General features: G+C 74.5%; 22 protein-coding genes and 1 pseudogene. 13 read left to right on the plus strand and 10 right to left on the minus strand.

Annotation, left to right across the window (positions count from 1 at the left end):
* Nucleotides 1–118 precede the first annotated feature (118 nt).
* Nucleotides 119–415 carry a hypothetical protein gene (locus ACI782_RS19850; protein ID WP_456911809.1) on the plus strand — a complete coding sequence of 99 codons (297 nt, stop codon included), beginning with the start codon at nucleotides 119–121 and terminating at the stop codon, nucleotides 413–415.
* Between the two features lie 11 nt (nucleotides 416–426).
* Here ACI782_RS19850 and ACI782_RS19855 read toward each other — a convergent pair whose 3' ends face one another.
* Nucleotides 427–966, minus strand: coding sequence for a DinB family protein (locus ACI782_RS19855; protein ID WP_456911810.1), 540 nt, complete (start codon nucleotides 964–966; stop codon nucleotides 427–429).
* Between the two features lie 261 nt (nucleotides 967–1,227).
* On the minus strand, nucleotides 1,228–2,085 hold the full coding sequence (locus ACI782_RS19860) for an alpha/beta fold hydrolase (RefSeq protein WP_456911811.1): 858 nt from the start codon (nucleotides 2,083–2,085) through the stop codon (nucleotides 1,228–1,230).
* 216 nt (nucleotides 2,086–2,301) lie between these two features.
* On the opposite strand from ACI782_RS19860, the gene ACI782_RS19865 reads away from it, so the two are divergent.
* Complete coding sequence (locus ACI782_RS19865; protein ID WP_456911812.1) at nucleotides 2,302–2,559, plus strand: hypothetical protein; 258 nt, start codon at nucleotides 2,302–2,304, stop codon at nucleotides 2,557–2,559.
* 59 nt (nucleotides 2,560–2,618) lie between these two features.
* Here ACI782_RS19865 and ACI782_RS19870 read toward each other — a convergent pair whose 3' ends face one another.
* The 3 genes from ACI782_RS19870 to ACI782_RS19880 all read right to left on the minus strand — a co-directional run bounded on the left by ACI782_RS19870 (nucleotide 2,619) and on the right by ACI782_RS19880 (nucleotide 5,197).
* On the minus strand, nucleotides 2,619–2,825 hold the full coding sequence (locus ACI782_RS19870) for a hypothetical protein (RefSeq protein WP_456911813.1): 207 nt from the start codon (nucleotides 2,823–2,825) through the stop codon (nucleotides 2,619–2,621).
* A 161-nt stretch (nucleotides 2,826–2,986) separates the two neighbouring features.
* Complete coding sequence (locus ACI782_RS19875; RefSeq protein ID WP_456911814.1) at nucleotides 2,987–4,339, minus strand: NAD(P)/FAD-dependent oxidoreductase; 1,353 nt, start codon at nucleotides 4,337–4,339, stop codon at nucleotides 2,987–2,989.
* Nucleotides 4,340–4,459: 120 nt separating this feature from the next.
* Entirely contained in the window at nucleotides 4,460–5,197 is a 738-nt protein-coding gene (locus ACI782_RS19880; protein WP_456911815.1) for a GntR family transcriptional regulator, read from the minus strand.
* A gap of 223 nt (nucleotides 5,198–5,420) precedes the next feature.
* Between ACI782_RS19880 and iolC the strand changes: the two genes are divergently transcribed.
* From iolC to ACI782_RS19930, 10 genes are all read left to right on the plus strand, one after another.
* On the plus strand, nucleotides 5,421–6,392 hold the full coding sequence (gene iolC, locus ACI782_RS19885; protein WP_456911816.1) for a 5-dehydro-2-deoxygluconokinase: 972 nt from the start codon (nucleotides 5,421–5,423) through the stop codon (nucleotides 6,390–6,392).
* Entirely contained in the window at nucleotides 6,385–7,305 is a 921-nt protein-coding gene (locus tag ACI782_RS19890) for a class I fructose-bisphosphate aldolase (protein ID WP_456911817.1), read from the plus strand. The genes iolC and ACI782_RS19890 overlap by 8 nt, the downstream gene beginning before the upstream one ends.
* Nucleotides 7,306–7,403: 98 nt before the next feature.
* The gene (gene iolB, locus ACI782_RS19895) at nucleotides 7,404–8,315 is read left to right on the plus strand and encodes a 5-deoxy-glucuronate isomerase (RefSeq protein ID WP_456911818.1); all 912 of its coding nucleotides are present in this window, start codon (nucleotides 7,404–7,406) and stop codon (nucleotides 8,313–8,315) included.
* The gene (iolD, locus tag ACI782_RS19900) at nucleotides 8,312–10,258 is read left to right on the plus strand and encodes a 3D-(3,5/4)-trihydroxycyclohexane-1,2-dione acylhydrolase (decyclizing) (protein ID WP_456911819.1); all 1,947 of its coding nucleotides are present in this window, start codon (nucleotides 8,312–8,314) and stop codon (nucleotides 10,256–10,258) included. Before iolB ends, iolD begins: the two co-directional genes overlap by 4 nt.
* Nucleotides 10,259–10,289: 31 nt before the next feature.
* A complete protein-coding gene (locus ACI782_RS19905) occupies nucleotides 10,290–11,261 on the plus strand; it encodes a sugar phosphate isomerase/epimerase family protein (RefSeq protein ID WP_456911820.1) in 972 nt (323 codons plus the stop codon).
* Complete coding sequence (locus ACI782_RS19910; protein ID WP_456911821.1) at nucleotides 11,258–12,346, plus strand: Gfo/Idh/MocA family protein; 1,089 nt, start codon at nucleotides 11,258–11,260, stop codon at nucleotides 12,344–12,346. The genes ACI782_RS19905 and ACI782_RS19910 overlap by 4 nt, the downstream gene beginning before the upstream one ends.
* Nucleotides 12,343–13,269: a sugar phosphate isomerase/epimerase family protein gene (locus ACI782_RS19915; RefSeq protein WP_456911822.1), complete on the plus strand. Its 927-nt coding sequence runs from the start codon at nucleotides 12,343–12,345 to the stop codon at nucleotides 13,267–13,269. Before ACI782_RS19910 ends, ACI782_RS19915 begins: the two co-directional genes overlap by 4 nt.
* 20 nt (nucleotides 13,270–13,289) lie before the next feature.
* Nucleotides 13,290–14,783, plus strand: a complete 1,494-nt coding sequence (locus ACI782_RS19920) for a CoA-acylating methylmalonate-semialdehyde dehydrogenase (protein ID WP_456911823.1) — start codon at nucleotides 13,290–13,292, stop codon at nucleotides 14,781–14,783.
* A 116-nt stretch (nucleotides 14,784–14,899) separates the two neighbouring features.
* A complete protein-coding gene (locus ACI782_RS19925) occupies nucleotides 14,900–15,961 on the plus strand; it encodes a Gfo/Idh/MocA family protein (RefSeq protein ID WP_456911824.1) in 1,062 nt (353 codons plus the stop codon).
* 342 nt (nucleotides 15,962–16,303) lie between these two features.
* The gene (locus tag ACI782_RS19930) at nucleotides 16,304–16,741 is read left to right on the plus strand and encodes a hypothetical protein (protein WP_456911825.1); all 438 of its coding nucleotides are present in this window, start codon (nucleotides 16,304–16,306) and stop codon (nucleotides 16,739–16,741) included.
* Nucleotides 16,742–16,804: 63 nt separating this feature from the next.
* Here ACI782_RS19930 and ACI782_RS19935 read toward each other — a convergent pair whose 3' ends face one another.
* From ACI782_RS19935 to ACI782_RS19945, 3 genes are all read right to left on the minus strand, one after another.
* Nucleotides 16,805–18,280: a sugar porter family MFS transporter gene (locus tag ACI782_RS19935; RefSeq protein WP_456911826.1), complete on the minus strand. Its 1,476-nt coding sequence runs from the start codon at nucleotides 18,278–18,280 to the stop codon at nucleotides 16,805–16,807.
* Between the two features lie 191 nt (nucleotides 18,281–18,471).
* The gene (locus ACI782_RS19940) at nucleotides 18,472–19,257 is read right to left on the minus strand and encodes a TIM barrel protein (RefSeq protein ID WP_456911827.1); all 786 of its coding nucleotides are present in this window, start codon (nucleotides 19,255–19,257) and stop codon (nucleotides 18,472–18,474) included.
* Entirely contained in the window at nucleotides 19,254–20,273 is a 1,020-nt protein-coding gene (locus tag ACI782_RS19945) for a Gfo/Idh/MocA family oxidoreductase (protein WP_456911828.1), read from the minus strand. The genes ACI782_RS19940 and ACI782_RS19945 overlap by 4 nt, the downstream gene beginning before the upstream one ends.
* Before the next feature lie 112 nt (nucleotides 20,274–20,385).
* Between ACI782_RS19945 and ACI782_RS19950 the strand changes: the two genes are divergently transcribed.
* Nucleotides 20,386–21,387: a LacI family DNA-binding transcriptional regulator gene (locus tag ACI782_RS19950; protein ID WP_456911829.1), complete on the plus strand. Its 1,002-nt coding sequence runs from the start codon at nucleotides 20,386–20,388 to the stop codon at nucleotides 21,385–21,387.
* A gap of 21 nt (nucleotides 21,388–21,408) precedes the next feature.
* On the opposite strand, the pseudogene ACI782_RS19955 reads toward ACI782_RS19950, so the two are convergent.
* A pseudogene (locus ACI782_RS19955) lies at nucleotides 21,409–23,654 on the minus strand (cytochrome P450).
* Between the two features lie 119 nt (nucleotides 23,655–23,773).
* Nucleotides 23,774–24,790, minus strand: coding sequence for a LacI family DNA-binding transcriptional regulator (locus ACI782_RS19960; RefSeq protein ID WP_456911830.1), 1,017 nt, complete (start codon nucleotides 24,788–24,790; stop codon nucleotides 23,774–23,776).
* Nucleotides 24,791–24,915: the final 125 nt, after the last annotated feature.

A 24,915-nucleotide genomic window follows, 5' to 3' on the forward strand; every position in this document is an offset into this window, starting at 1 on the left:
TCACCGGACGGCGGCGTGCGCCCGGGTTCCGGCCGCGCCCACGCGGTGGCGCTCCGCCGCGGAGTCGTGGTCGTCGACGACGCCCACGCGTCCAGCGCGGCACCGGCACACTGGGGTCGTGAGCGCGGACACCCCGGGCGCGCGCGGCGTCGTCCGACTGCTGAACACCTCCGACGGCGGCGTGCTGTGCCTGGCCGGCGCGGTCGACGAGGCCGTCGTCGACACGTTCCTGCGGCGCTACGGCCGCGAGCCGGTGCGGGTGGCCGGCATCGACGCCGGTTCGGTGACCTCGCTGTCCGGCTCGGGGCTGGACCTCCTGCGCGACACCCTCGCTGCCGCCGAGCGGGCCGGGCGGCCGGTGGCGCTGCGCCGGTCCGCGACGGTCCGGCGGCTGCTCCCCGACGGGAGCTCCTGACCCGCAGGGCCCTACTCCCCCGTGCGGCCGTCCACGGCCTCCCGCAGCAGGTCGGCGTGCCCGTTGTGCCGCGCGTACTCCTCGATCAGGTGGACGAGGAGCCACCGCAGGCTCGGCGCCCGCCCGTCGGGCCAGGCGCGCCGGGTCGGTCGCCCCAGGCCCCCGTCGGCGAGCGCCTCCGCGATCGCTGCACGCGACCGCGCGACCGCGTCCTCCCACAGGCGCCGGAGCTGCTCGGGGGTGTCCTCGGCGGCCGAGTGCCAGTCCCAGTCGGGGTCGGCGCTCCAGTCGACGGCGTTCCACGGGGGCAGCCGGTCCCGCCCGTGCAGCCACCGCGTGGACCAGTCGTCCTCGACGTAGGCGAGGTGCTTGAGCAGCCCGCCGAGGGTCACCGACGAGACGCCGACCGTCGTCCGCAGCCCCGCCGCGTCGAGTCCTCGGCACTTCCACGCCAGGGTCGCCCGCTGGTGGTCCAGGAAGCCGAGCAGCGTGGCGGTCTCGTCACCGGCCAGCGGTGGCTCGGGACGCCCCTGGTCGTCCACGCCCGTCATGCCGGTGACGCTACCGACGGCGACCGGCCCGAGCCGGTCGCCGTCGCAGGCCGGGTGGTCAGAGGACGGCGCGGTGCTGCCCCGGCCGGCTGCCGTGGTGGCCTGCCGGCTGAGCCCGGCCGCGGACACGGCACGGCCCCGGCGCGGGGGTTCCACGGCCACGCCGGGGCCGGTTCACTCTCTGTGTTCCCGCGGTCCGGTCGACGAAACCCCGGTTGCCGAACTGGTCGGTGAGTTGCGCTCAGCGGGGCGATCGAGGTCTCAGGCCGCGACGGTGCGGGCCGTCCCGGCGAGCCGGCGGAGCTCGTCGACCATCGCGTCCGGCCGCTCCAGCGGCAGGAAGTGCGAGGCCGGGTACTCGCGGTACCGGGCGCCCGGGAGGCTGTGCGCCGCGGCCCGGACGTCGGCGACGTCGACCAGCACGTCGTGCCGGCCGGCCAGGAAGGTGACCGGACAGCTCAGCGGCGACAGGTCGAGCGGGGCGTGGTCGCCGGAGGCCACGGCCATGTGCCGGAACCAGGCCCAGTCCTGGCCGGCGAACTCGTGCGCGACCGCGAGCAGGCCGGCCAGCCGGGTCGCGTCGGCCCCGCGGTCGGGAGCGGCCAGGGACAGCAGGGGCTGCCACTGCTGCAGGCTCCCGGTGACCAGCGGCAGGAACGGCCCGACGATCGGCAGCAGCCGGCTGCCGTGCCGCCCGGCCGACGCCCGCAGCCGGCGCGGCAGGCCGAGCGACCCGAACAGGGACGAGAAGCTGCCGCCGGGGACGCCGGCCACGGACATGACGCCGCGGACCCGCTGCGGGTCCTCCAGCGCCAGCTCGAAGGCGACGTTGACGCCCAGCGACCAGCCGACGACGAGCGCCGACGGCAGGTCGAAGGCCTCGAGGACCGCTCGGGCGTCCGCGACGTGGTCCTCGACCTGCACCCGCTCCGGGTCCCGGGGCCGCTCGGAGGCGCCCAGCCCGCGGTGGTCCCACCCGACCACGCGGAAGCCGCTGTCCCGGGCGAGCAGGGCGGACCACGCCGCGGCCGAGGCCCCCAGGCCGTTGCACAGGAGGACGGGCACACCGTCCTGCTCGTTCGACCACGCACCGATGAGCGTCCCGTCCGTGCTGCGCACCGAGCGCCTGCGGACCGGAGGATGACGAAGGGTGATGGGACCTCTCCCCACGACGGGCGCCCCGGGAAGCGGGGGCCGGGTTGGTTGCGACGGCCTGCTGTCGAGGCTACGGAAGCCGCCCCGCCCGCCCCAGGCCTGAGGCGGGATGTGACACAGTCCACAGCGACGCGGCGCCGGCAGGCGGGACCGCGCAGCGAGCCGGCGAGGAGGTGCGGGGTGCGCCGGACGAGAGGAGACCTGCAGCGCGAGCTGCTGCGGTACCTGCAGCCGCCGGTACCGCGCCGGGCGGAACTGGTCAGCGAGCGGGTCGCCCCCGCGCTGGCCGAGGTCGGTGAGCGGCTGTCCGGCCGGCCGGCCGAGGAGGTCACCGCGGCGCTGGAGGCCGTGGTGCGCCAGGCCGGCGCCACCCCGGACCGCACGGCGATCGAGGAGTTCGCCGCGCAGATCGAAGCGGGCGAGAACCCCTTCACCTGAGGCCCCGTCCCGAGGCTCGCCCGGAGCGTGCGAGGGGTGAGGAGGACGGGGTCCTCTCGTCAGCTGGCGCGGAACAGCTGCACGCGGGCCTGACCGGCGAGGATGCCGGCAGCCTCGCTGTCGGCCGACCCGCGGCCGGCGATCAGGGCCGCGAGCTCGTCACGGTCGGCGGGGGTGGCGTAGTCGGCGAGCTCCTGCTCGAGGACGCGGCGGGCGCGGCGCTCGGCGCGGGCCCGGCCGAGGGAGCCGAGGAGGCTGGAGGACATGGCGGTCTCCGTGCTGGGGGGTGGGAGGACGGCGTCGTGCCGCACCTCCATGTTCGGACAACCCGCTTGGCAGATCTCGTCCGCAGCATGTGAGTGTCCCCACCACGGGGTAGCAGATGTGGCCAGTGCCACGGCTCGGGCGCTCCCCCGGCGTCCTCAGATCATGCCGGGGCCCCTCGTCGGCGCGGCAGGATGTGCGCCGGCCGCCCCGAGCCCGTCCGTCCCTCGGTCAGCTTGGCGGCCGAGTCGAAGGTGATCACCCGGTGGCCGCGGTTCTCCGACAGCCAGAGGGCCCGGATCCAGCTGAACAGCGTCGCCACCCGGTTGCCCCAGCCGACCAGGTAGAGCACGTGCACGAAGGCCCAGAGCAGGTACGCCGGGAAGCCGGTGACCGTGAGGCCGCGGACGTCGGCCACGGCCGACCGGTGACCGATGGTGGCCATCGAGCCCTTGTCGCGGTACCGGAACGGACCCGGGAGCGGCTCCCCGCGCAGCCGGGCCGCGATCAGCCGGCCGACGTAGCGCCCCTCCTGGAGCGCCGGTTGCGCGACGGCCGGCACGCCCTCGAGGGCGACCATGTCGCCGATGGCGAAGACCTCGGGGTGGCCGGGCAGCGAGCAGTCCGGCCGGACGGCGAGGCGCCCAGCGCGGTCGACCCCGGCTCCGGTCCGCTCGCCGAGCAGCTCCGCGAGCGGTGAGGCCTGCACCCCCGCCGCCCAGATCCGCGTCCGCGCCCGGATCGTCTCCCGCCCGTCGGGCCCCTCGACGGTGATCGAGTCGTGGTCCATGTCGACGGCCAGCGTGCGCACCCGCACCTCGACGCCCATCTCCTCGAGCCGACGCCGCGTGTACTCCTGCAGCTTGGGCGCGAACGGCGGCAGCACCGCCCCCGCCCCCTCCAGCAGCAGGATCCGGGCCTCGCGGGTGTCCACCGACCGGAAGTCGCGGGGCAGCACCGTGTGCGCGAGCTCGGCCACCTGCCCGACCAGCTCGACACCGGTCGGCCCGGCCCCGACCACGACGAAGGTCAGCCACTCCGCCCGCTCGACCGGGTCGGTGGTCAGCTCCGCCATCTCGAACTTCGACAGGATCGCGTCGCGCAGGTAGCGGGCGTCCTCGACGGTCTTCATGCCGGGCGCGTACTCGGCGAAGCCGTCCTTGCCGAAGTAGGAGTGGGTCGCGCCGGCGGCCACGACCAGCGTGTCGTAGGGCAGCTGCAGCTCCTCGCCGTCCGGCGCGGCGGCGTGCACGACCCGATGGTCGAGGTCGACGTCGGTGACCTCGGCGAGGACGACGCGGGCGTTGCGCTGGCGCCGGACGACGCGGCGCAGCGCCGGCGCGATCTGCCCGGGCGGCAGGATGCCGGCCGCGACCTGGTACAGCAGCGGCTGGAACAGGTGGTGGTTGGTGCGGTCCACGACGGTGACGTCGACGTCGGCGCGGGCCAGCGCCCGGGTGACGTTCAGACCGCCGAACCCGCCACCGACGACGACGACGCGGTGCCGTGCGGGCATGCCCTCTCCTCCGAAGACGTGGGAGGTGCTCCCACCCGGCGGGCAGGAGGAGTGACCTCCGTCACTCCACCATGTCAGGACATACGGGTGCCTGTCGAGGGCGCCGGGCCCGCGGGCGGATCAGCGGCCCACGAGCGTCGTCTCGAAGTCGTACCGGGAGGCGCGGTAGACGTGCCGGCCGTACTCGATGGCCACGCCCTGGTCGTCGAAGGCCGTCCGCGACATGGTCAGCAGGGCCGACCGGGGCGGCTCGTCGAGCAGCCGGGCCTCCTCGGCGCGGGCCAGCCGCGCACCGATGCGTTGGTGGGCGACGCGCAGGTGCACGCCCTGGGCGCGCAGGTACTGGTAGAGGCCGCGGTCGACGAGGTCCTCGACCGTCGGCCGGAAGCGGCCGGGCAGGTGGTTGGTCAGCAGCGCGAGGGGCTCGCCGCGGGAGCGGCGCAGCCGCCGCACCACCACGATCTCGTCACCCTCGGCGATGTCGAGCTCCTCGGCGACGTCGGCCGGCGCGGGGTGGCGGTCCAGCGAGAGGACCTCGGTGGTCGGCGCCTCGCCGGCCCGGGACAGGTCGTCATAGAGGCTGGTCAGCTCCACCGAGCGGCGCACGTGCGGCTGGATGACCTGCGTGCCGACCCCGCGCTTGCGGACCAGCAACCCCTTGTCGACCAGCTCCTGCACCGCGCGCCGGACCGTCGGGCGGGAGAGCCCGTAGCGCTGGGCGAGGAGGACCTCGTTCTCCAGTCGCGAGCCCGCCGGCAGCGCGCCGCCGGTGATCGCGCCCTCGATCGCCTGCGCGAGCTGGAAGTACAGCGGCGTCGGACTGGAGCGGTCGATGTCGAACGTGAGCACAGGTGCCACCGGTCCCTCCTCGGAGCGGGCGCCGCGGGTTCGACCGACCCCTGGGGCGCCCCGCGGAGCCATGATCCCACCTCGACCCCCCGTCCTGTCCTCACCTCATCGGGGCAGCCCGACATCTCCACGTCTTATTGCGCGTATGTCTTTACAAAGTCTTGACACCGCGGTGTGTCGCGGAGCACAGTTCCGGAGGACACCGACGGACGACGCAGGGGGACGGAGAGCTGTGGGACACGCCCTCGAGATGGTGGTGATGGGTCGCAGCGGGGTGGACGTCTACCCCCTGCAGGTCGGCGTCGGGCTCGAGGACGTCGAGACCTTCGGCAAGTTCCTCGGCGGCAGCGCGGCCAACGTCGCCGTCGCGGCCGCCCGCCTCGGCCACTCCGCGGCGCTGGTCACCGGGGTGGGCGACGACCCCTTCGGCCGGTTCGTGCGGCGCGCGCTGCGCGACCTCGGGGTGGACGACCGGTTCGTCGTCGTCGACCCGGAGCACCCGACCCCGGTCACCTTCTGCGAGATCTTCCCGCCCGACGACTTCCCGCTGTACTTCTACCGCCAGCCGAAGGCCCCCGACCTGCAGATCCGCCCCGAGGACCTCGACCGGGACGCCATCCGGGACGCCGACCTGTTCTGGGCCACGGTGACCGGGCTGTCCGAGGAGCCGAGCCGCTCGGCCCACTTCGCGGCCTGGGAGGCGCGCGGGCACCGCCGGCACACCGTGCTCGACCTGGACTACCGGCCGGTGTTCTGGGCGTCCCGCGAGGAGGCGACCGAGCAGGTCCGCGCCGCCCTCCCCCACGTCACGGTCGCCGTCGGCAACCGCGAGGAGTGCGAGGTCGCCGTCGGGGAGACCGACCCCGACCGGGCCGCCGACGCGCTGCTGGACGCCGGCGTGGAGCTGGCGATCGTCAAGCAGGGCCCGCGGGGCGTCCTCGGCAAGACGCGGTCCGAGCGGGTCGTCGTCCCGCCCACGCCGGTGGACGTCGTCAACGGCCTCGGCGCCGGTGACGCGTTCGGCGGCTCCCTCGCCCACGGGCTGCTCACCGGCCTGCCGCTGGAGCAGCTGCTGCGCAACGCCAACGCCGCCGGCGCGATCGTCGCCTCCCGGCTGGAGTGCTCGACCGCCATGCCGACCGCCGCCGAGGTCGAGGCGCACGTCGCCGCGGCCGCCGCCGCCCTGGAGGACTCCCGTGTCTGACACCGCCCTCTCCCCCGACGAGGTGTTCGCCCCGCCGGTGTGCCGGACCTACGCCGAGGTCACCGAGCTGCGCAGCCGCGACCCGGAGGCCATCCGCCGGGCGCTGGCCGCCCGACGCCGACGGCCGGCGTTCCTCCCGGAGGACGGCCGGCTGATGCTGCTGGCCGCCGACCACCCCGCGCGCGGCGCGTTCTCCGCGCAGGGCCGGCCGACGGCGATGTACAGCCGCACCGAGATGCTCGACCGGCTGCGGGCCGCGCTGGACCGCCCCGGTGTGGACGGGTTGCTCGCCACGGCCGACGTCGCCGAGGACCTGCTGCTGATGGGGGCGCTGGAGGACAAGGTCGTCGTCGCCTCGATGAACCGCGGCGGGCTGGCCGGCTCCACCTTCGAGCTGGACGACCGGATGACCGGCTACGACGTCGCCGGCGTCGTCGAGGCCCGCTTCGACGCGGCGAAGATGCTCAACCGCATCGACCTCGACGACCCGGGCACCGTGGCCATGCTCGAGACCGCGGGCCGGGCGGTCACCGAGCTGGCCCGGGCCGGGGTGGTGGCGATGCTCGAGCCGTTCCTCTCCCGCCGGGTGGAGGGCCGGGTCACCAACGACCTCAGCCCCGACGCGGTCATCCGCTCCGTGCACATCGCCCAGGGGCTGGGCGCCACCTCGGCCTACACCTGGCTGAAGCTGCCGGTGGTGTCGGACATGGCGCGGGTCATGGACGCCACGACGTTGCCGACCCTGCTGCTGGGCGGTGACCCCTCCCGCAAGCCGGAGGAGACCTACGCCAGCTGGCGCGAGGCCCTCGCCCTCCCGGCCGTGCGCGGCCTCGTCGTCGGCCGGACCCTGCTCTACCCGCCGGACGACGACGTGGCCGCCGCCGTCGACACCGCCGTCGCCCTCGTCCACTGAAGAAGGACCCGTCCTCCCCACCCCTCGCACGCTCGGGGCGGGGCCCGGGACGGGGTCAACGGAGGGCCACCGTTCCCCCCACCGTCGAGGAGGAGCTCATGACCGCGACCACCGCGTCGCTGCACCTGCCGGCCGGCACCGCCGCCGCCGGTCCGTACGCCCTCGAGGTGACCCCCGAGTCGGCCGGCTGGGGGCACTCCGGCCTGCGGGTGCTCGAGCTGCCCGCCGGTGGCAGCTCCACCCTCGACACCGGCCCCGACGAGGTCGTCGTCGTCCCCCTGGAAGGTGGGCTGACCGTCGAGTGCGACGGCGAGGTGCTCTCCCTCGCCGGGCGCAGCGGGGTCTTCGCCGGGCCGACCGACTTCGCCTACCTCCCCCTCGGCGTGACCGCCGACCTGTCCAGCCGGGACGGCGGGCGGTTCGCGCTGTGCAGCGCGAGAGCACGCCGCCGGCTCCCGGTCCGCTACGGCCCGGCCGCCGACGTGCCGGTCGAGCTGCGCGGCGCCGGCCGGTGCAGCCGCCAGGTGAACAACTTCGCCACCGCCGACGTCTTCGACGCCGACGCGGTCATCGCCTGCGAGGTCATCACGCCGGGCGGCAACTGGTCGTCGTACCCGCCGCACAAGCACGACGAGACCTCCGACGTGGAGACCGAGCTCGAGGAGATCTACTACTTCGAGGTCGCCCCCGGCCCGCAGGGCCAGCCGGGCCTGGCCTACCACCGGGTGTACGGCACCGCCGAGCGGCCGATCGACGTCCTCGCCGAGGTCCGGGACCGGGACGTCGTGCTGGTCCCGCACGGCTGGCACGGGCCCTCGATCGCCGCGCCGGGCCACGACCTCTACTACCTCAACGTCATGGCCGGCCCCGGCCCGGAGCGGGCCTGGCGGATCGTCGACGACCCCGCGCACGCCTGGGTCCGCGGCACCTGGGACGACGAGCCGGTCGACCCGCGCCTGCCCCTGCACTCCCCCGCCGGCACCGACCAGAACGGAGCCCCCCGACCGTGAGCGAGTACCCGCCGCCGGCGCGCACCGAGACCGTGCGCCTGACCGTCGCCCAGGCCGTCGTCCGGTTCCTGGCGCAGCAGCACACCGAGCGCGACGGCCAGCGACAGCGGCTGTTCGCCGGCTGCTTCGGCATCTTCGGGCACGGCAACGTCGCCGGCCTGGGCCAGGCGCTGCTGCAGGCCGAGATCGACGAGCCCGGCGCGCTGCCCTACGTCCTGGGCCGCAACGAGCAGGCCGTCGTGCACACCGCCGTCGCCTACGCCCGGACCCGGGACCGGCTGCAGACCTGGGCGGTCTCCACCAGCGTCGGCCCCGGCTCGACGAACATGCTCACCGGCGCCGCGCTGGCGACGATCAACCGGCTGCCGGTGCTGCTGCTGCCGGCCGACACCTTCGCCACCCGCTCGGCCGGCCCGCTGCTGCAGGAGCTCGAGCGGCCCGACAGCGGCGACGTGACCGTCAACGACGCCTTCCGGCCGGTGTCGCGCTACTTCGACCGCATCTGGCGGCCCGAGCAGCTGCCCGGGGCGCTGCTGAGCGCGATGCGGGTGCTCACCGACCCGGCCGAGACCGGCGCGGTCACGCTCTGCTTCCCGCAGGACGTGCAGGCCGAGGCGTTCGACTGGCCGGTGGAGCTGTTCGCCGAGCGGACCTGGCACGTGGGGCGGCCGCTGCCCGAGCGGGCCGCCCTCGAGCGGGCCGTCGAGGTGATCCGGTCCGCGCGCCGGCCGCTGGTCGTCGCCGGCGGCGGCGTCATCTACTCGCACGCCACCGAGGCCCTGGACGCGTTCGCCTCGGCCACCGGCATCCCGGTCGGCCAGACCCAGGCCGGCAAGGGCGCCCTGCCCTACGACCACCCGCAGTCGGTCGGGGCGATCGGCTCGACCGGGACGACCGCGGCCAACGCGCTGGCGCGGGAGGCCGACGTCGTGATCGGGATCGGCACCCGCTACCAGGACTTCACCACCGCCTCGCACACCGCCTTCAACGACCCCGGCGTGCGGTTCGTGAACGTCAACGTCGCCGCGATGGACGCCGCCAAGCACGCCGGCGTGACCGTGCAGGCCGACGCCCGGGAGACGATCACCGCGCTGGCCGAGGCGCTGGCCGGGTGGTCGGTCGACGACGCGTACCGCACGCGCACCGCCGAGCTGGCCGCCGCGTGGGAGGCGACCGTCGAGGCCGCCTACCACCCGGAGACCACGAGCGCGGGCGAGGGCGGCCGGCTGACCCAGAACGAGGTCATCGGGATCGTCAACGAGGTCTCCGCCCCCCGCGACGTGGTGGTCTGCGCGGCCGGGTCCATGCCCGGCGACCTGCACAAGATGTGGCGGGTCCGCGACCCCAAGGGCTACCACGTCGAGTACGGGTACTCCTGCATGGGCTACGAGATCCCCGGCGGCATCGGCATCCGGATGGCCGCACCCGACCGCGACGTGTTCGTGATGGTCGGCGACGGCTCCTACCTGATGATGCCGACCGAGCTGGTCACCGCCGTCCAGGAGGGCGTCAAGATCGTCGTCGTCCTGGTGCAGAACCACGGCTTCGCCTCGATCGGCGCGCTGTCGGAGTCGCTGGGCTCGCAGCGCTTCGGGACCCGCTACCGCTACCGGTCGGCGTCCGGCCGGCTCGACGGCGACGTGCTCCCGGTCGACCTGGCCGCCAACGCCGCCAGCCTCGGCGTCGACGTGCTGGTCGCCCAGGACGGGCCCAGCTTCGAGGCGGCGCTGCGCAAGGCCAAGGCCAGCGACCGGACGACGGTCGTGCACGTCGAGACCGACCCGCTGGTCGACGCGCCGTCGAGCGAGTCGTGGTGGGACGTCCCGGTCAGCGAGGTCGCCACGCTGCAGAGCACCCAGGACGCCCGCACGGTCTACGAGCGGTGGAAGACCGTGCAGCGGCCGGCCTACCTCGCCCCGTCCGAGAACACCCCCCAGTCCTGAGCCACCCGCCCGTCCCCGGAGGAGAGAACACATGACCGCGCAGCACCCCGCGGCTGGCCGCGCCCGCATCCAAGTGGGGTCGGCCCCCGACTCGTGGGGCGTCTGGTTCCCGGACGACCCGGAGCAGGTGCCCTGGCAGCGGTTCCTCGACGAGGTGAGCGCCTGCGGCTACGAGTGGATCGAGCTGGGCCCCTACGGCTACCTGCCCACCGACCCCGCGCAGCTGGCCGACGAGCTGGGGTCCCGCGGCCTGAAGGTGTCGGCCGGCACCGTGTTCGAGCACCTGCACCGGCCGGACTCCTGGGACGCGGTCTGGGGCCAGGTCAAGGACGTCGCGGCGCTGACCGCGGCCATGGGCGGCACCCACGTCGTCGTCATCCCCGACACCTTCCGCGACCAGAAGACCGGCGCCGACGTCGAGTCCCGGCACCTCACGCCCGAGGCCTGGACGGCGAAGACGACGGGGGTCACCCAGCTGGGCCGGGCGGTGCAGGAGGAGTACGGCCTCTCGATCGCCTTCCACCCGCACGCCGAGACGCACGTCGGCTACCAGGAGGACATCGAGCGGTTCCTCGCCGACACCGACCCGCAGTACGTGCCGCTGTGCCTGGACACCGGGCACGTCAGCTACTACCGCGGCGACAACCTGGACCTGATCCGCCGCTACCCCGAGCGGATCGGCTACCTGCACCTCAAGCAGGTCGACCCGGCGGTCATCGACCGCGTCCTGGCCGAGGACATCGTCTGGCCCGAGGCGGTGAAGATGGGCGCCATGGTGGAGCCGCCGAACGGCGTGCCGGACTACCCGCCGCTCCTGGAGGCCATCGAGGAGCTCGGCCTCGACGTGTTCGCGATCGTCGAGCACGACCTGTACCCGTGCCCGCCGGACGTGCCCTTCCCCATCGCCCAGCGCACCCACCGCTACATCGCGAGCTGCGGGTTCCCGTCGCTGGAGATCGGCGCCCCGAAGACCCGCCCGACCGCCGAGGGGACCCGGGCATGACCACCACCGAGACCGCCGCCGGCGTGCTGCCGGAGATGGCGGAGGTCCCCGCCGCGGAGCTCCGTGTGGCCGTGCTCGGCGTGGGCCTGATGGGCGCCGACCACGTGGCCCGCATCCACAGCCGGATCTCCGGCGCGCGGGTGACCGTCGTCAGCGACGCCTTCGCCGACAAGGCCGAGGAGGTCGCCGCGACCGTCCCGGGCTGCCGGGTGGTCGCCGACCCGCGAGCCGCGATCGCCGACCCCGAGGTGGACGCGGTCGTCATCGCGACGCCCGGCGAGTTCCACGAGGAGCAGGTGCTGGCCTGCATCGCGCACGACAAGCCGGTGCTCTGCGAGAAGCCGCTGACCATGGACGCCGACAGCTCGCTGGCGCTCGTCCGCGCCGAGGACGAGTACGCGGAGCGCACCGGCCGGCGGCTGGTGCAGGTCGGCTTCATGCGCCGCTTCGACCCCGAGTACGCGCAGCTGCGCACGCTCATCGCGTCCGGCGAGATCGGCGAGCCGCTGGTGGTCCACTGCGCGCACCGCAACGCCGGCGTCCACGCGCGGTTCACCACCGAGATGATGGTCACCGACTCGGTCGTGCACGAGGTCGACGTCACCCGCTTCCTGCTCGACGAGGAGATCGCCGCCGTGACCGTGGTCCGGCCGCGGGCGACGCGGCACGCACGGGAGGGGCTCTCCGACCCGCTGCTCGTGCTGTTCGAGACCACGAGCGGCCGGGTGGTCGACGTCGAGTGCTTCGTCAGCACCGGCGTGGGCTACGAGGTGCGCACCGAGGTGGTCGGCGAGGACGGCAGCGCGATGATCGGCCTGGACCTCGGCCTGGTCCGGCAGTCGGCCGGGGCCGGCGGCGCCACGCGCGGCACGGCCGTCGCCCCGGACTTCCGGCAGCGCTTCGGCCGGGCCTACGACATCGAGCTGCAGCGCTGGGTGGACGCCGCCCGTCGCGGCACCGTCGACGGCCCCGGGGTGTGGGACGGCTACGCGGCCTCGGCGGTCTGCGCCGCCGGCGTCCAGGCGCTGCGCTCCGGCCAGCGCACCGAGGTCCGGTTGGCGGCGCGGGGAGGCACGTGGTCATGAGGATCGCCCTGGACCCGCAGATGCTGCGGACGACGCCGCTGCTGGAGCTGCCCGACGTCGTCGCGGAGATGGGTTACGAGTGGATCGAGCTCTCCCCCCGCGAGGACTTCGTCCCGTTCTTCAAGCACCCGCGGGTCGACCTCGCGACGGTGCGCGCGTTCCGGAAGAAGCTGTCCTCCGCCGGCGTGGGCGTCACCTCGGTGCTGCCCGTGATGCGCTGGTCGGGCCCCGGGGAGGTGGAGCGGCAGGCCGCCGTCCGCTACTGGCGGCGAGCCATCGAGATCTGCGTCGAGCTCGGCGTGGACACGATGAACTCCGAGTTCAACGGCCGCCCCGAGGCGCCGGAGCTCGCCGAGGCGATGTTCTGGCGGTCGATGGAGGAGCTGCTGCCGGTCTTCGAGCGGGAGGGCGTCAAGCTCGCGCTCGAGCCGCACCCGGACGACTTCATCGAGCTCGGCCTCCCGGCCGTCGACATGGTCCGCGGCATCGACAGCCCGTACGTCTCCTTCCTGTACTGCCTGCCGCACACGTTCCACCAGGGCGACGACGCGGCCGGGATCATCGCCGCCGCCGGCGACAAGCTCACCCACGTGCACGTCGCCGACTCGATGGACCACACCGCCTCCGACGGGCTGCGCTACATCACCAACCCGCCGGGCAATCCCGTCCGCGTCCACCAGCACATGGAGATCGGCCGCGGGGACGTCGACTTCGACGCGGCCTTCGCCGCCCTGGCGGGGGTCGGCTTCGACGGCGTCCTCACCACCTGCGTCTTCGGCTGGGACGACCAGGCCCGCGAGTCCGGCGTGCGGATGCTCGCCGCGATCCGCGAACTGGTCGGCAAGCACTTCCCCGGCGAGGCGCTCTCCGACACCGTGGCACCCCGCCCCGACACCCAGCAGCCCGACGACACCGCTCCCTGAACCGACCGAGAGAGGCAGCCATGCCCAGCTCCATCCCGCACTGGATCGACGGCGCCCGCCGTGAGGGCGCCAGCGGCCGCACCGGCGACGTGACCGACTCGGCGACCGGCGAGGTCATCGGCGAGGTCGCGCTCGCCGACGTCGGCGAGGTCGACGCGGCCGTCGCCGCGGCCACCGCCGCCTACCCCGGCTGGCGGGACACCTCGCTGGCCAAGCGGACGGCGGTGCTGTTCCGCTTCCGCGAGCTGCTCAACGCCCGCAAGCCCGAACTGGCCGCGATCATCACCGCCGAGCACGGCAAGGTCCTCGACGACGCCCTCGGCGAGGTCTCCCGCGGCCAGGAGGTCGTGGAGTTCGCCTGCGGCGTGCCGCACCTGATGCGCGGCGGCTTCACCGAGAACGCATCGACCAACGTCGACGTCCACTCGGTGCGCCAGCCGCTCGGTCCGGTGGCCATCATCAGCCCGTTCAACTTCCCGGCGATGGTCCCGATGTGGTTCTTCCCCATCGCGATCGCCACCGGCAACACCGTCGTCCTCAAGCCCAGCGAGCAGGACCCGTCGGCGTCGCTGTGGATCGCCGAGCTGTGGAAGGAGGCCGGGCTGCCCGACGGCGTGTTCAACGTCGTGCAGGGCGACAAGGTGGCCGTCGACCGGCTGCTCGAGCACCCGGACATCCAGTCGGTGTCCTTCGTCGGGTCCACGGCGATCGCCAAGTACGTCTACGAGACCGGCACCCGCCACGACAAGCGGGTGCAGGCGCTCGGCGGCGCGAAGAACCACATGGTGGTCCTGCCCGACGCCGACCTGGACCTCGCCGCCGACCAGGCGGTGAACGCCGGGTTCGGCTCCGCCGGCGAGCGGTGCATGGCGATCAGCGCGGTGCTCGCCGTCGGCGGCGTCGGCGACGACCTCGTCGCCCGGATTGCCGAGCGCACCCACACCCTGCGCACCGGCGACGGCCGCAAGGGCTGCGACATGGGGCCGCTGATCAGCAAGAGGCACCGCGACCGGGTCGCCTCCTACGTCGACGCGGGCGAGGAGGAGGGAGCCAAGATCGTCGTCGACGGCCGGCGGGTGGAGCCCGACGGCGGCGAGGACGGCTTCTGGCTCGGCCCGACGCTGGTCGACCACGTCGAGCCGCACATGAGCGTCTACAAGGACGAGATCTTCGGGCCGGTCCTCTCGGTCCTGCGGGTGGACACCTACGAGCACGCGGTCGAGCTGATCAACCGCAACGAGTACGGCAACGGCACCGCGATCTTCACCAACGACGGCGGCGCCGCCCGACGCTTCCAGAACGAGGTGGAGGTCGGGATGATCGGCATCAACGTGCCGATCCCGGTGCCGATGGCCTATTACTCCTTCGGCGGGTGGAAGAGCAGCCTGTTCGGCGACTCGCACGCGCACGGCACCGAGGGCGTGCACTTCTTCACCCGCGGCAAGGTCATCACCAGCCGGTGGCTCGACCCGAGCCACGGCGGGCTGAACCTGGGCTTCCCGCAGAACGCCTGAAGAAGGACCTCCCGGCAGGGAGGCCGCCGGACCGACCGGCGCCGGCGAGACACGTCTCCGCCGGCGCCGGTCCTCGTACCGGTCCGCTCGCAGGTCCTCACGACGGGAACTCCCCCATGACCCCGCCCCCGGTACGGATCGGGCTCGTCGGCTACGGCAGGGGCGGCCGGTACTTCCACGCGCCGCTGATCGCGCACGCCGAGGGCTGCGAACTCGCGGGCGTCGTCGTCCGGTCGCCGGAACGGCGTGCCGACCTGGCCGCCGACTCCCCCGGCGTCCCCGCGTACGGCTCCCTGGCGGACCTGGCCCGCGCGGGCGTCGACGCGGTCGCGATCACCACCCCGCTGGACACCCACGTCGCCCTCGTCCGCGAGGCCGTCGACCGCGGGCTGCCGGTGGTCTGCGACAAGCCGTTCGCGCCCGACGCGGCGACGGCCCGGGACGCCGTCACCGCGGCCGAGCAGGCCGGCGTCCCGCTGAGCGTCTACCAGAACCGGCGCTGGGACGCCGACTTCCTGACCGTCCGGGACGTCCTGGCGTCCGGGGACCTCGGCGAGGTGCTCGCCTTCGAGTCCCGCATCGAGCAGTTCGTGCCGGAGACCGGCGTCCCGACGTCCGGCGGCGGTGTGCTCCGCGACCTCGGCAGCCACCTCGTCGACCAGGCCCTCCTGCTCTTCGGGCCGGTCCGGTCGGTGTACGCCGAGGTGCACGACCGGCCGGACGGCGGCCTCGACGACCGCTTCTTCCTCGCGCTGCACCACGACGGCGGGGTCACCTCGCACCTGGTCGGCAGCCTGACGCTGCAGGGCGAGCCCCGCTCCCGGTTCCGCGTCGTCGGCACCGCCGCCGCCTGCCTCGTCGAGGACGACGACGGCCAGGCGGACCGGCTCCTCTCCGGGCGCACCCCCGCCACGGAGGGCGAGCGCTGGGGCACGGTCCCCGAGAGCCGATGGGGGCGCGTGTACCGCGGCGGTACGGCCACGCCCGTCCCCTCCCGGACCGGCTCGTGGAGCAGCTTCTACGCCGGTCTCGCCCGGGCGGTCCGCGGGGAGGGCCCGCTCCCGGTCGACCCCTGGGACGCCGTGGCCGCCCTCGAGGTGCTCGACGCCGCGCGGCTGTCCGCCACCACTGGCCAGGTGGTCGAGGCGCGGGTCGGGCGCGGCGCCGTCGGAAGGTGATCCCCCGGCGCGCTCGTGCTCTGCCCGCGGTGGTGGGCGAGCACGAGAGCACCGAGACGTGGGTGCCGCGGTCGGCAGGCGACGGTCGCGCCGCGTGGGGAGCGGCGGCCCACGTGGCGCCGACGTCCTCTCGAAGCGGTACCGGGTCTGCGCGAAGCGGCCCTTGGCGAACGCGAGCACCTCGGGGGGTGCCACCTCGAAGACGACCGCGGTGCCGCCGTCCGCGTGGCGGAACGCCCCCTGCGCCACGTCGGCGCCACGTCCGGGTCCTCGCGACTCACCGGTGGGACGGTGCAGCGGGGCGGACGACGCGGTGGTCCCGGGCCACCCCTACCATCGGTCATGTCGTCGCAGCGGTCGCACGCGCACACCGAGCTGGGCCAGCAGCTGTACCCCGTCCTCGAACAGTGCCGGAAGCCCGAGGTCCTCTGGGCGAAGCTGGCCACCGGCCGGTACGACTGGCTGGGCGTCCGGCGCAACGGCAAGTACGTCCTGGGCCGGCCACGGCTGTCCGCCGTCGTCCGCGAGGACCCGGCCGCGCCCGCGCCGGACGACGCGCGGGACCGCCACCGCATCGAGTGCCTCGCCCCCCTGCAGCGGACCCCGCGGTGGGAGTCCTACCCCACGGTCGACGAGGCCCGGGACGCCTTCCGGCGGGTGGTCGCGGGTGACCCGGTCACCCCGTTGCAGAGCTCGGGCATCTGGCGGGCCCGGCTGGTGCTGGACGGGCGGCCCGCCGAGGAGCGGCTCGTCGTCCGGTCGCTCCCCCGGCTGGACTGACCCGGACACCCCGACGCCCGCCACCCCGGACGGGGGTGGCGGGCGTCGGACGGGCCGGGCCGCTCAGCCGCCGCGGACCCCGACCGGGGCCTCGTGGACGAGGTGGTGGGCGTCGTGGGTCCGGAAGTCGTCCTCGAGCTCCTCGAGGCTGCGTCCCCGGGTCTCCGGCGCGAACACCTTGACGAAGGTCAGCGAGCCGACGTTGACCAGCGCGAACAACCCGAAGGTCAGGCTGGCGCCCAGCGCGGCCACCAGCGGCGGGAAGGCGAAGGAGATCGCCGCGTTGACCGTCCAGAGCACGAAGACCGCGATGCCCATCGCGAAGCCGCGGATCGTCATAGGGAAGATCTCCGAGAGCAGCAGCCACACCAGCGTGCCGATGAACGTCTGCACGAAGAAGACGACCAGCAGCATCGCGGCGAGGATGAGGTAGCTCCGGAAGCCCGACTCCGGCAGCAGGAACGACAGCGCCAGGACGGCGTGGCCGGCCGCGACGCCGGTGAAGCCGGTGAGCAGCAGCGGCCGCCGGTTGTGCCGGCCGATGAGGACGATCCCGAGGATGGTCCCGATGATCGCGACGACACCGACGGTGATGGTCAGGACGAGGGACGCGCTGGCCCCCAGCCCGGTCGACTCGAGGATCGTCGGCGCGTAGTAGTTGACGGTGTTGATGCCCGTCGCCTGCTGCACCGCGGCGAGCCCGCAGCCGATCCAGAGGATCCGCCGCATCCAGGGGAAGGCCCGGAGGTCGCGCAGCGCCGCACCCTTGTCCTCCGAGACGTCGCGCTGGGCGTGCTGGGCGATGACGTTGTACTCCTCGGCGGCCTCCGCCGGGTCACGGCTGAGCCCGAGGACGCGCCGGGTGTCCTCCAGCCGCCCCCGCACCGCGTACCAGCGGGGCGAGTCCGGGAGGACGAACATGCCGACGAAGAGCGCGACCGCCGGGACCGTGGCGACCGCGAGCATCCACCGCCAGACGTGCGGGTCCTTGATGAGGGCGTCGAGCAGCGCGTTCATGGCGAAGGCGAGGAACTGCCCGGTCACGATCATCAGCTCGTTGATGGTGACCATCCGGCCCCGCCGGTCGGCCGGGGCCATCTCGGCGAGGTACAGGGGGCAGGTCACCGCGGCCGCCCCGACGCCGAAGCCCAGCAGGATGCGGCCCGCCGTCATGACCGCCACGTTCGGTGCGACCGCGCAGATCAGCGCCCCGAACAGGAACAGGCCGGCACAGACGAGCAGGCTCCCCTTCCGGCCGAGCGCGTCGGCCAGCTTGCCGCCCAGCAGCGCGCCGAACGCCGCACCGGGGAACAGCAGGGAGCTGACGACGACGGCCTCGGTGACCGTGGTCAGCTGCAGGTCCTCCTTCATGTACAGCAGTGCGCCGGAGATGACGCCGGTGTCGTAGCCGAACAGCAGACCGCCGAGCGTGGAGATCACGGTGAGCTTGACGAGGAAGCGGTTGTGCGCCGCCGAGCGCTTCGTCCCCCGTGGACTCCCGACGGAATGGCCACCGTGGGCGGAGTGGGTCGCGGACATGGCACCTCTTCTCTGGGCCAGGCCGGGTCGGGCCTGGGAGACCGGGGCAACGTGGTGTGGCTCACACCGAATATGTCAGGACATTAAGACCTATGGAAGACTTCCGGACGAAATCGTCCCCGGCGCACGCCGACCGGCCCCGCGGTCGTCGACCGCGGGGCTGGTCACCGGGGGCGCCCGGTCCGCTCAGGTCAGCCGGTGGGGGTGAAGGCCGCCCGGAACCGGTCGAGGGCCACGGTGGGGTCGCCGGAGGCCCAGCCCTCCAGGGCGACGACGCCGGTGTAGCCGAGCCGGTCGAGCGCGGCGGCGATCGCCGGGTGGTGGATCTCCCCCGTGCCCGGCTCGCACCGGCCCGGGACGTCGGCCACCTGGATCTCCCCCACCAGCGGCAGCGCCCGCTCCACCAGCTGCACGAGGTCCCCCTCGCCGATCTGCGCGTGGTACAGGTCCAGGTTGAGCCGCAGGTGCGGGCTGCCCACCGCCTCGACCAGCGCGATCGTGTCCGCGGCGCGGGCGAACGGCGTCCCCGGGTGGTCGACGGCGGTGTTGAGGTTCTCCAGCGTGAAGACCCGCCCCGCCCGCTCCCCCAGCGCGGCCAGCCGCTCCAGCGTGCGCGCGGCCGTCAGCCACATCGCCGGCGTCACGACCTCGGTGGCGACCACCGGCAGCCCCCGGCCGTCCAGCCCGGTGCCGTGCACGTTGAGCCGCGGGCAGTCCAGCCGCTCGGCGACCGCCAGCGACTGCTCCGCCGTCTTCAGGAACTCCTCGGCACCGTCCTCGTCGGCCAGCGTGCCGGTGACGTACCCGGTCATCGAGGAGAACGTCGCCCCGGTGGCGACCAGCTCGTCGACGTCCTTGGCCGTCCAGTCCCAGATCTCGACCTCGAAGCCGGCGTCGGCGATGCGCCGCACCCGCTCGGCGAAGGGCAGGTCGAGGAACAGCATCTCGGCCGACGCGGCCAGCCGGTGGGCGGTCACTTCTCGACCTCCGACAGCCGCACCGGGCGGCCGCCGCGCACCGACTCGGCCGCGGCCAGGGCGATCGCCAGGGCCGCGCGGGCGTCCTCGCCGGTCGCCGGGGCCGGGGGCCCGGTGCGGACGGCGTCGACGAACGCGGCCAGCTCCCCGGTGTAGCCCTCGGGGAAGAGCTCCTGGTCGCTGCGCACGGTGTCGACCAGGCGGCCGGCGGAGCCGGAGAAGACCATCCCGGTGCGGCGCCCGTCGCCCATCGTGGCCATCCCGCCGGAGCCGAGCACCTCGCCGCGGACGTCGTAGCCGTAGGCCGCCTCGAAGCAGGCCTCGGCGACCGCCATGGCGCCGTTGTCGAAGCGGATGTGGACGACGGCGGTGTCCAGCAGCCCGCGGTCCCGCCAGTCCGGCTCCACCAGCGCGTCGGCCGTCGCGTACACCTCGACGGCCTCCGCTCCGGGGTTGAGGAAGCGCAGGGTGTCGAAGTCGTGGATGAGCGTCTCGAGGAAGATCGTGTCGGGCAGCACCCGGGACGGGTCGAAGCCGCCCGGGTCGCGGGTCAGCGAGCGCAGCTGCCGCGGGGTGCCGAGCGTGCCGGCGTCGAGGAGCGCGCGGGCGGCCCGCCAGTCCGCGGCGAACCGGCGGTTGAACCCGACCTGGAGGACGACGCCCGCGGCGCGCGCGGCGTCGATCGCGCGGTCGGCGTCGGGCAGCGTGACGGCCATCGGCTTCTCGCAGAACACGTGCTTGCCGGCGGCCGCGGCGGCCACGACCAGGTCGGTGTGCGACCGGGCCGGGGCGGCGATCACGACCGCGTCGACCTCGGGGTCGTCCCACAGCTGCGCCACGTCGGTGTACGCCCGGCCCGCGCCCAGCGCCCCGGCCAGCCGCTCGGCCGCACCCGGTGCAGGGTCGGCCACGGCGGCCAGCCGCGCCCGGGGCAGCCGCAGGGCCAGCGTCTGCGCGTGGAAGGCGCCCATCCGCCCCGACCCGATCAGGGCCACGCCCACGGTGTCGCTCACCATCCCGGCTCCTTCTCTAGAACGTTCTAGGTCGATGTCAGCGTGACGCCCACCACTCTCCCTCGTCAAGGGGATCGGACTAGAACGTTCTAGGGCGTCGGGCTACGCTCGCCGCGTGTCCTCGACGGGCCCCGACCGGCGGCCGACCCTGGCCGACGTCGCGGCCCGCGCCGGAGTGTCCACGGCCCTGGTCTCGATCGTCATGCGCGACGCTCCCGGGGCGAGCACCGCGAGCCGCGAGCGGGTGCGGCGCGCCGCCGACGAGATCGGCTACCGCCCCGACACCCGGGCGCGGCTGCTGCGCAGCTCCCGCAGCCGGCTGATCGGCGTCGTGTTCGGCGTGCAGCACGCCTTCCACGGCGACCTGCTGACCGGGCTCTACGACGCCGCCGAGCGGGTCGGGTACGAGCTCGCGCTGAGCGCCGTCACACCGGGGCGCGGCGAGCAGCGGGCCGTCGACAGCCTGCTCCGCGACCGCTGCGAGGCCCTGGTCCTGCTCGGCCCCTCGTCCCCCACCGCGCACCTCACCGACCTGGCGACCCGCCTGCCCGTGGTGGTCGTCGCCCGGTCCGTGCGGTCCACCGCGGTCGACGTCGTCCGGACCGCCGACGACGAGGGCGCCCGCCTGGCCGTGGAGCACCTGGTGGCGCTCGGCCACCGCGACGTGGTGCACGTCGACGGCGGGCGGGCCCCGGGAGCCGCCGAGCGGCGCCGGGGGTACCGCGAGGCGGTGCACCGGCACGGCCTCGAGCCGCGGGTCGTGCCCGGCGGGCTCACGGAGGAGGACGGCGCCGCCGCCGCGCGCACGCTGCTGGCCGGCCCTCTGCCCGGCGCGGTGGCCGCGTTCAACGACCGCTGCGCGCTGGGCCTGCTCGACGTCCTCCGCCGCGCGGGGCGCACGGTGCCCGGGGACGTCAGCGTCGTGGGCTACGACGACAGCCGGATCGCCCGGCTCTCCTCGGTCGACCTCACCTCGGTCGCCCAGGACGTCGGGCAGCTGAGCACCCTGGCCGTGCGGCGGGCCCTCGACCGGCTGGACGGCGTCCCCGTCGAGCAGCGCGAGCTCGTCGTCCCGCCCCGGCTGGTGGTCCGGAGCACCACCGCCCCGCCCCGCTGAGCGCGGGACGGGGCAGCAGCCTCAGAGGTCGAGCACGAGCCGGGGCGTCGTCGACCGGGAGACGCAGATCATCATGCAGTCGTTCGCCGCGCGCTCCTCGTCGCTCAGCACGGAGTCGCGGTGATCGGGCACGCCGTCCAGGACGCCGGTCTCGCAGGTGCCGCAGGTGCCCTCCGCGCACGAGGAGAGGACCCCCACGCCGGCCTCCTCGACGACCTCGAGGATCGAGCGCTCCGGCGGCACGGGCAGCGTCAGCTCGCTCTGCTCGAGGACCACCTCGAAGGTCTCCGACCGCACCGGCTCGGTCAGCGGCTTGGCGGCGAACCGCTCGACGTGCAGCGTCCCGGCCGGCCAGGCCGCGCAACGCTCCCCGACCGCCGCCAGCAACGGCTCCGGCCCGCAGCAGTAGACCCGCGTGTCGGCGCGCGGCTCCCCGAGCAGCGCGTCGAGGTCGAGCAGCCCGACCTCGTCCTGCGGGCGGATCGACACCCGGTCGCCGTACTGCGCCAGCTCGTCGAGGAAGGCCATCGAGGCCCGCCGGCGGCCGCCGTAGACCAGCTCCCAGTCGGCGTCGGCGGCCTCCGCGGCCCGGATCATCGGCAGGATCGGCGTGATCCCGATGCCGCCGGCGATGAACAGGTACCGGGGCGAGTCGACGAGCGGGAAGTTGTTGCGGGGCCCGCGCACCCGCAGGACGTCGCCGACCTGGAGCCGCTCGTGGACGTGCCGCGACGTGCCCCGGCTCTCCGGCTCGTTGAGCACGCCGAACCGCCACAGGTGGGAGTCGGCGGGGTCGCCGCACAGCGAGTACTGCCGGGTCGGCGCGCCGGCCAGGGCGGCGTCTTCCAGCAGCAGGTCGGCGTGCGAGCCCGGCGTCCACGGCGGCAGCGGGCTGTCCCCGACCGCGCGCAGCCCGAGCGTCACCACCCCCTCGGCCACCTCGCGCTTCTCCTCGACGCGGACGTCGGCCTCGAACTCGCTGGCGACCACGGTCACCGACGTCGTCCGGTGCTGGACGGTCTCGACGTGCCCGCTCACCGCGCGCCGCCCGCGACCGGGAAGGACAGCGGCAGCGAGTCCCAGACGTACATGTTCGGGGTGGTCTTGTAGCGGACCGGCGGCCCGGCGAGCGTGTAGTCGCCGAGCACCGGCAGCGCCTCCTCCAGCGCCACCTTCGCCTCCAGCCGGGCCAGCGGCGCGCCCAGGCAGCCGTGCCGACCCTCGCCGAAGCCCAGGTGCCGGACCCTGCCGCGGGTGACGTCGAACCGCTCGGGGTCGGGGTACTGGCGGGGGTCGCGGTTGGCCGCGCCGTAGACCAGCACCACCCGGCCGCCGGCGGGGATGGTCACCCCGTGCAGGGTGACCTCGCGCGAGGCGGTCCGGCCGGCCAGCTGCAGGGGACTGGAGTGGCGGATCGCCTCCTCGACGGCGTTGGGGACGAGCGAGGGGTCCTGCCGGAGCAGCTCGCGCTGGTCGGGGTTCTCGGCGAGCAGCTTGAACAGCGAGCCGGTCAGCCCCGCGGTGCTCTCCACGCCACCGAGGAAGAGCACCATCATCAGGCCGAGGATCTCCGAGGCCGGGGTCAGGTGCTCGTCGGCGAAGGGCACGCCGTCGATCTCGGCCTGCACCAGCGCGCTGACGACGTCCTCCCGCGGGTTGCGCCGGCGGTCCTCGAGCAGGTCGATGAAGTAGTCGCGGATGCCCTCGGTGGCGGCCTTGGCGACCGGGGTCAGGCTGGGGTCGTCCGGACGGCGGTCCTTGAGCTCGTGCACCCAGCGGTCCAGTTGGGCGCGACCCTCCTCCTTCGCGCTGGGCAGGCCCAGGACGGTGAAGAAGACCTCGTTGGGCATGGGCCAGGCCAGCTCCTGGGCGAGGTCGACGTGCCCGCGGTCGCGCCAGCCGGCGACCAGGTCGCGGACGACGGCGCGGATGGCGTCCTCCTTGGCGGCGATGCGGCGCGGCAGGAAGTGCGGCTGCACCACGCGGCGGACCTGGTCGTGGCGCGGGTTGTCGACGTCGGGGAGGAAGCCCGGGCCGCTCTGGTCCTTGGCGGTGTCGTCGATGTCGATGCCCTCGTAGCTGAGGAAGGTGTCGGGGTCGGTCGCGGCGGCGCGCACGTCCTCGAACCAGGACAGCGCCCACCAGTTCCACTTCCGGCTGTGGAAGACCGGCGCCTCCTCCTGCATCCACCGGTACACGGGGAAGGGGTCGGCCTGGAACTCGGGGCTGAAGGGGTCGTACTCCATCGCGGGGGGAGCGGTGGTCATGGAGGTCTCCGCGGTCGCATGAGGGGGCCAGGAGGGCGCGCCGTGAGCCGGCGCGCGGGCGCCTTAAAGCGCTTCAAGGCCCAGGGTGGCCGGTGACCGGCGTCACTGTCAACGGGTTGTCAGGACGAAGCCGGCGGGCCCGTCGTCCCCCGGACGACGAGGTGCGGCGGGACGACGACCTCCCGCTGCTCGGTGCGGCCGCCGTCGAGCCGCTCCACCACGGCCGCCACCGCGAGCCGGGTCAGCTGCGGGGAGTCCTGGCTGACGGTGGTCAGGTCGATGTGCGCCAGCCGGGAGAGCGGGCTGTCGTCGTAGCCGACGACGGAGACCTCCCCCGGCACGTCGACGCCGGCTCTCAGCAGGGCGTCGAGCAGGCCCACCGCGGAGGCGTCGTTGTAGGTGACCACCGCCGTGGGGCGGGCGCCCGACGCGAGCAGGGTGCGTGCCGCGCGGGCGCCGGACCCCTCCCCGGAGTCGCCGGCCACCACCTGCAGGTGCTCGCCCAGTCGCCGGCGGCGCATCGCCCGCTCGTAGCCCCGCCGCCGGGCGGTGGCGATCGGTCCACGGCCGCCGTCGACGTGGGCGATGCGCCGGTGCCCGAGGTCCGCGAGGTGCGCCACGGCCTGCGCCACGCCCTCGTCGTCGGCCGCCCGGACGACGTCCACGCCGTCGGCCGACACCGGGCGGCCGACGGCGACCACCGGCAGCTGCCGGGCCAGTGCGCTCAGCCGGGCGGCGGGCGCCTCCGTCCCCAGCAGGACCAGCGCCTCGCACCGCGAGTCGAGCAGCGTGTCGACCGCCCGCCCCTCGTCACGGGTCCGGGTGACCGTGCTCAGGACCAGGTCGTAGCCGTGCTCCTCGGCGGCCTCGTGGACGTCCTCGACCAGCTGCGCGTGGAAGGTGCTGCGGACGTCCATCGCGACCCCGATGAGCCGGCTGCGCCGGCGGGCCAGCAGGCTGGCGGCCCGGTCGGGCCGGTACCCCAGGCGGCTCGCCGCGTCGAGGACCCGCGCGCGCGTGGCGCCGCTGGGGCCGGGCGCGCCCCGCAGCACCAGGGACGCCGTCGCCGCCGAGACGCCCGCCTCGTCGGCGACGTCCTGCAGCCGCGGACGCCGCGCCGGCTCCTGGCCACTCACGCGCCCCGCCTCCCTTGACAACCGCGGCGACGGGCTGGTGCGATCCACGCTCCGATTAAAGCGCTTCAACCGCACGCGACCAACCCTGCTGCCGACGAAGCGTGCCAGGCCGGCGTCCCCCCGCC

Source organism: Geodermatophilus sp. SYSU D00703 (genome assembly GCF_054050155.1).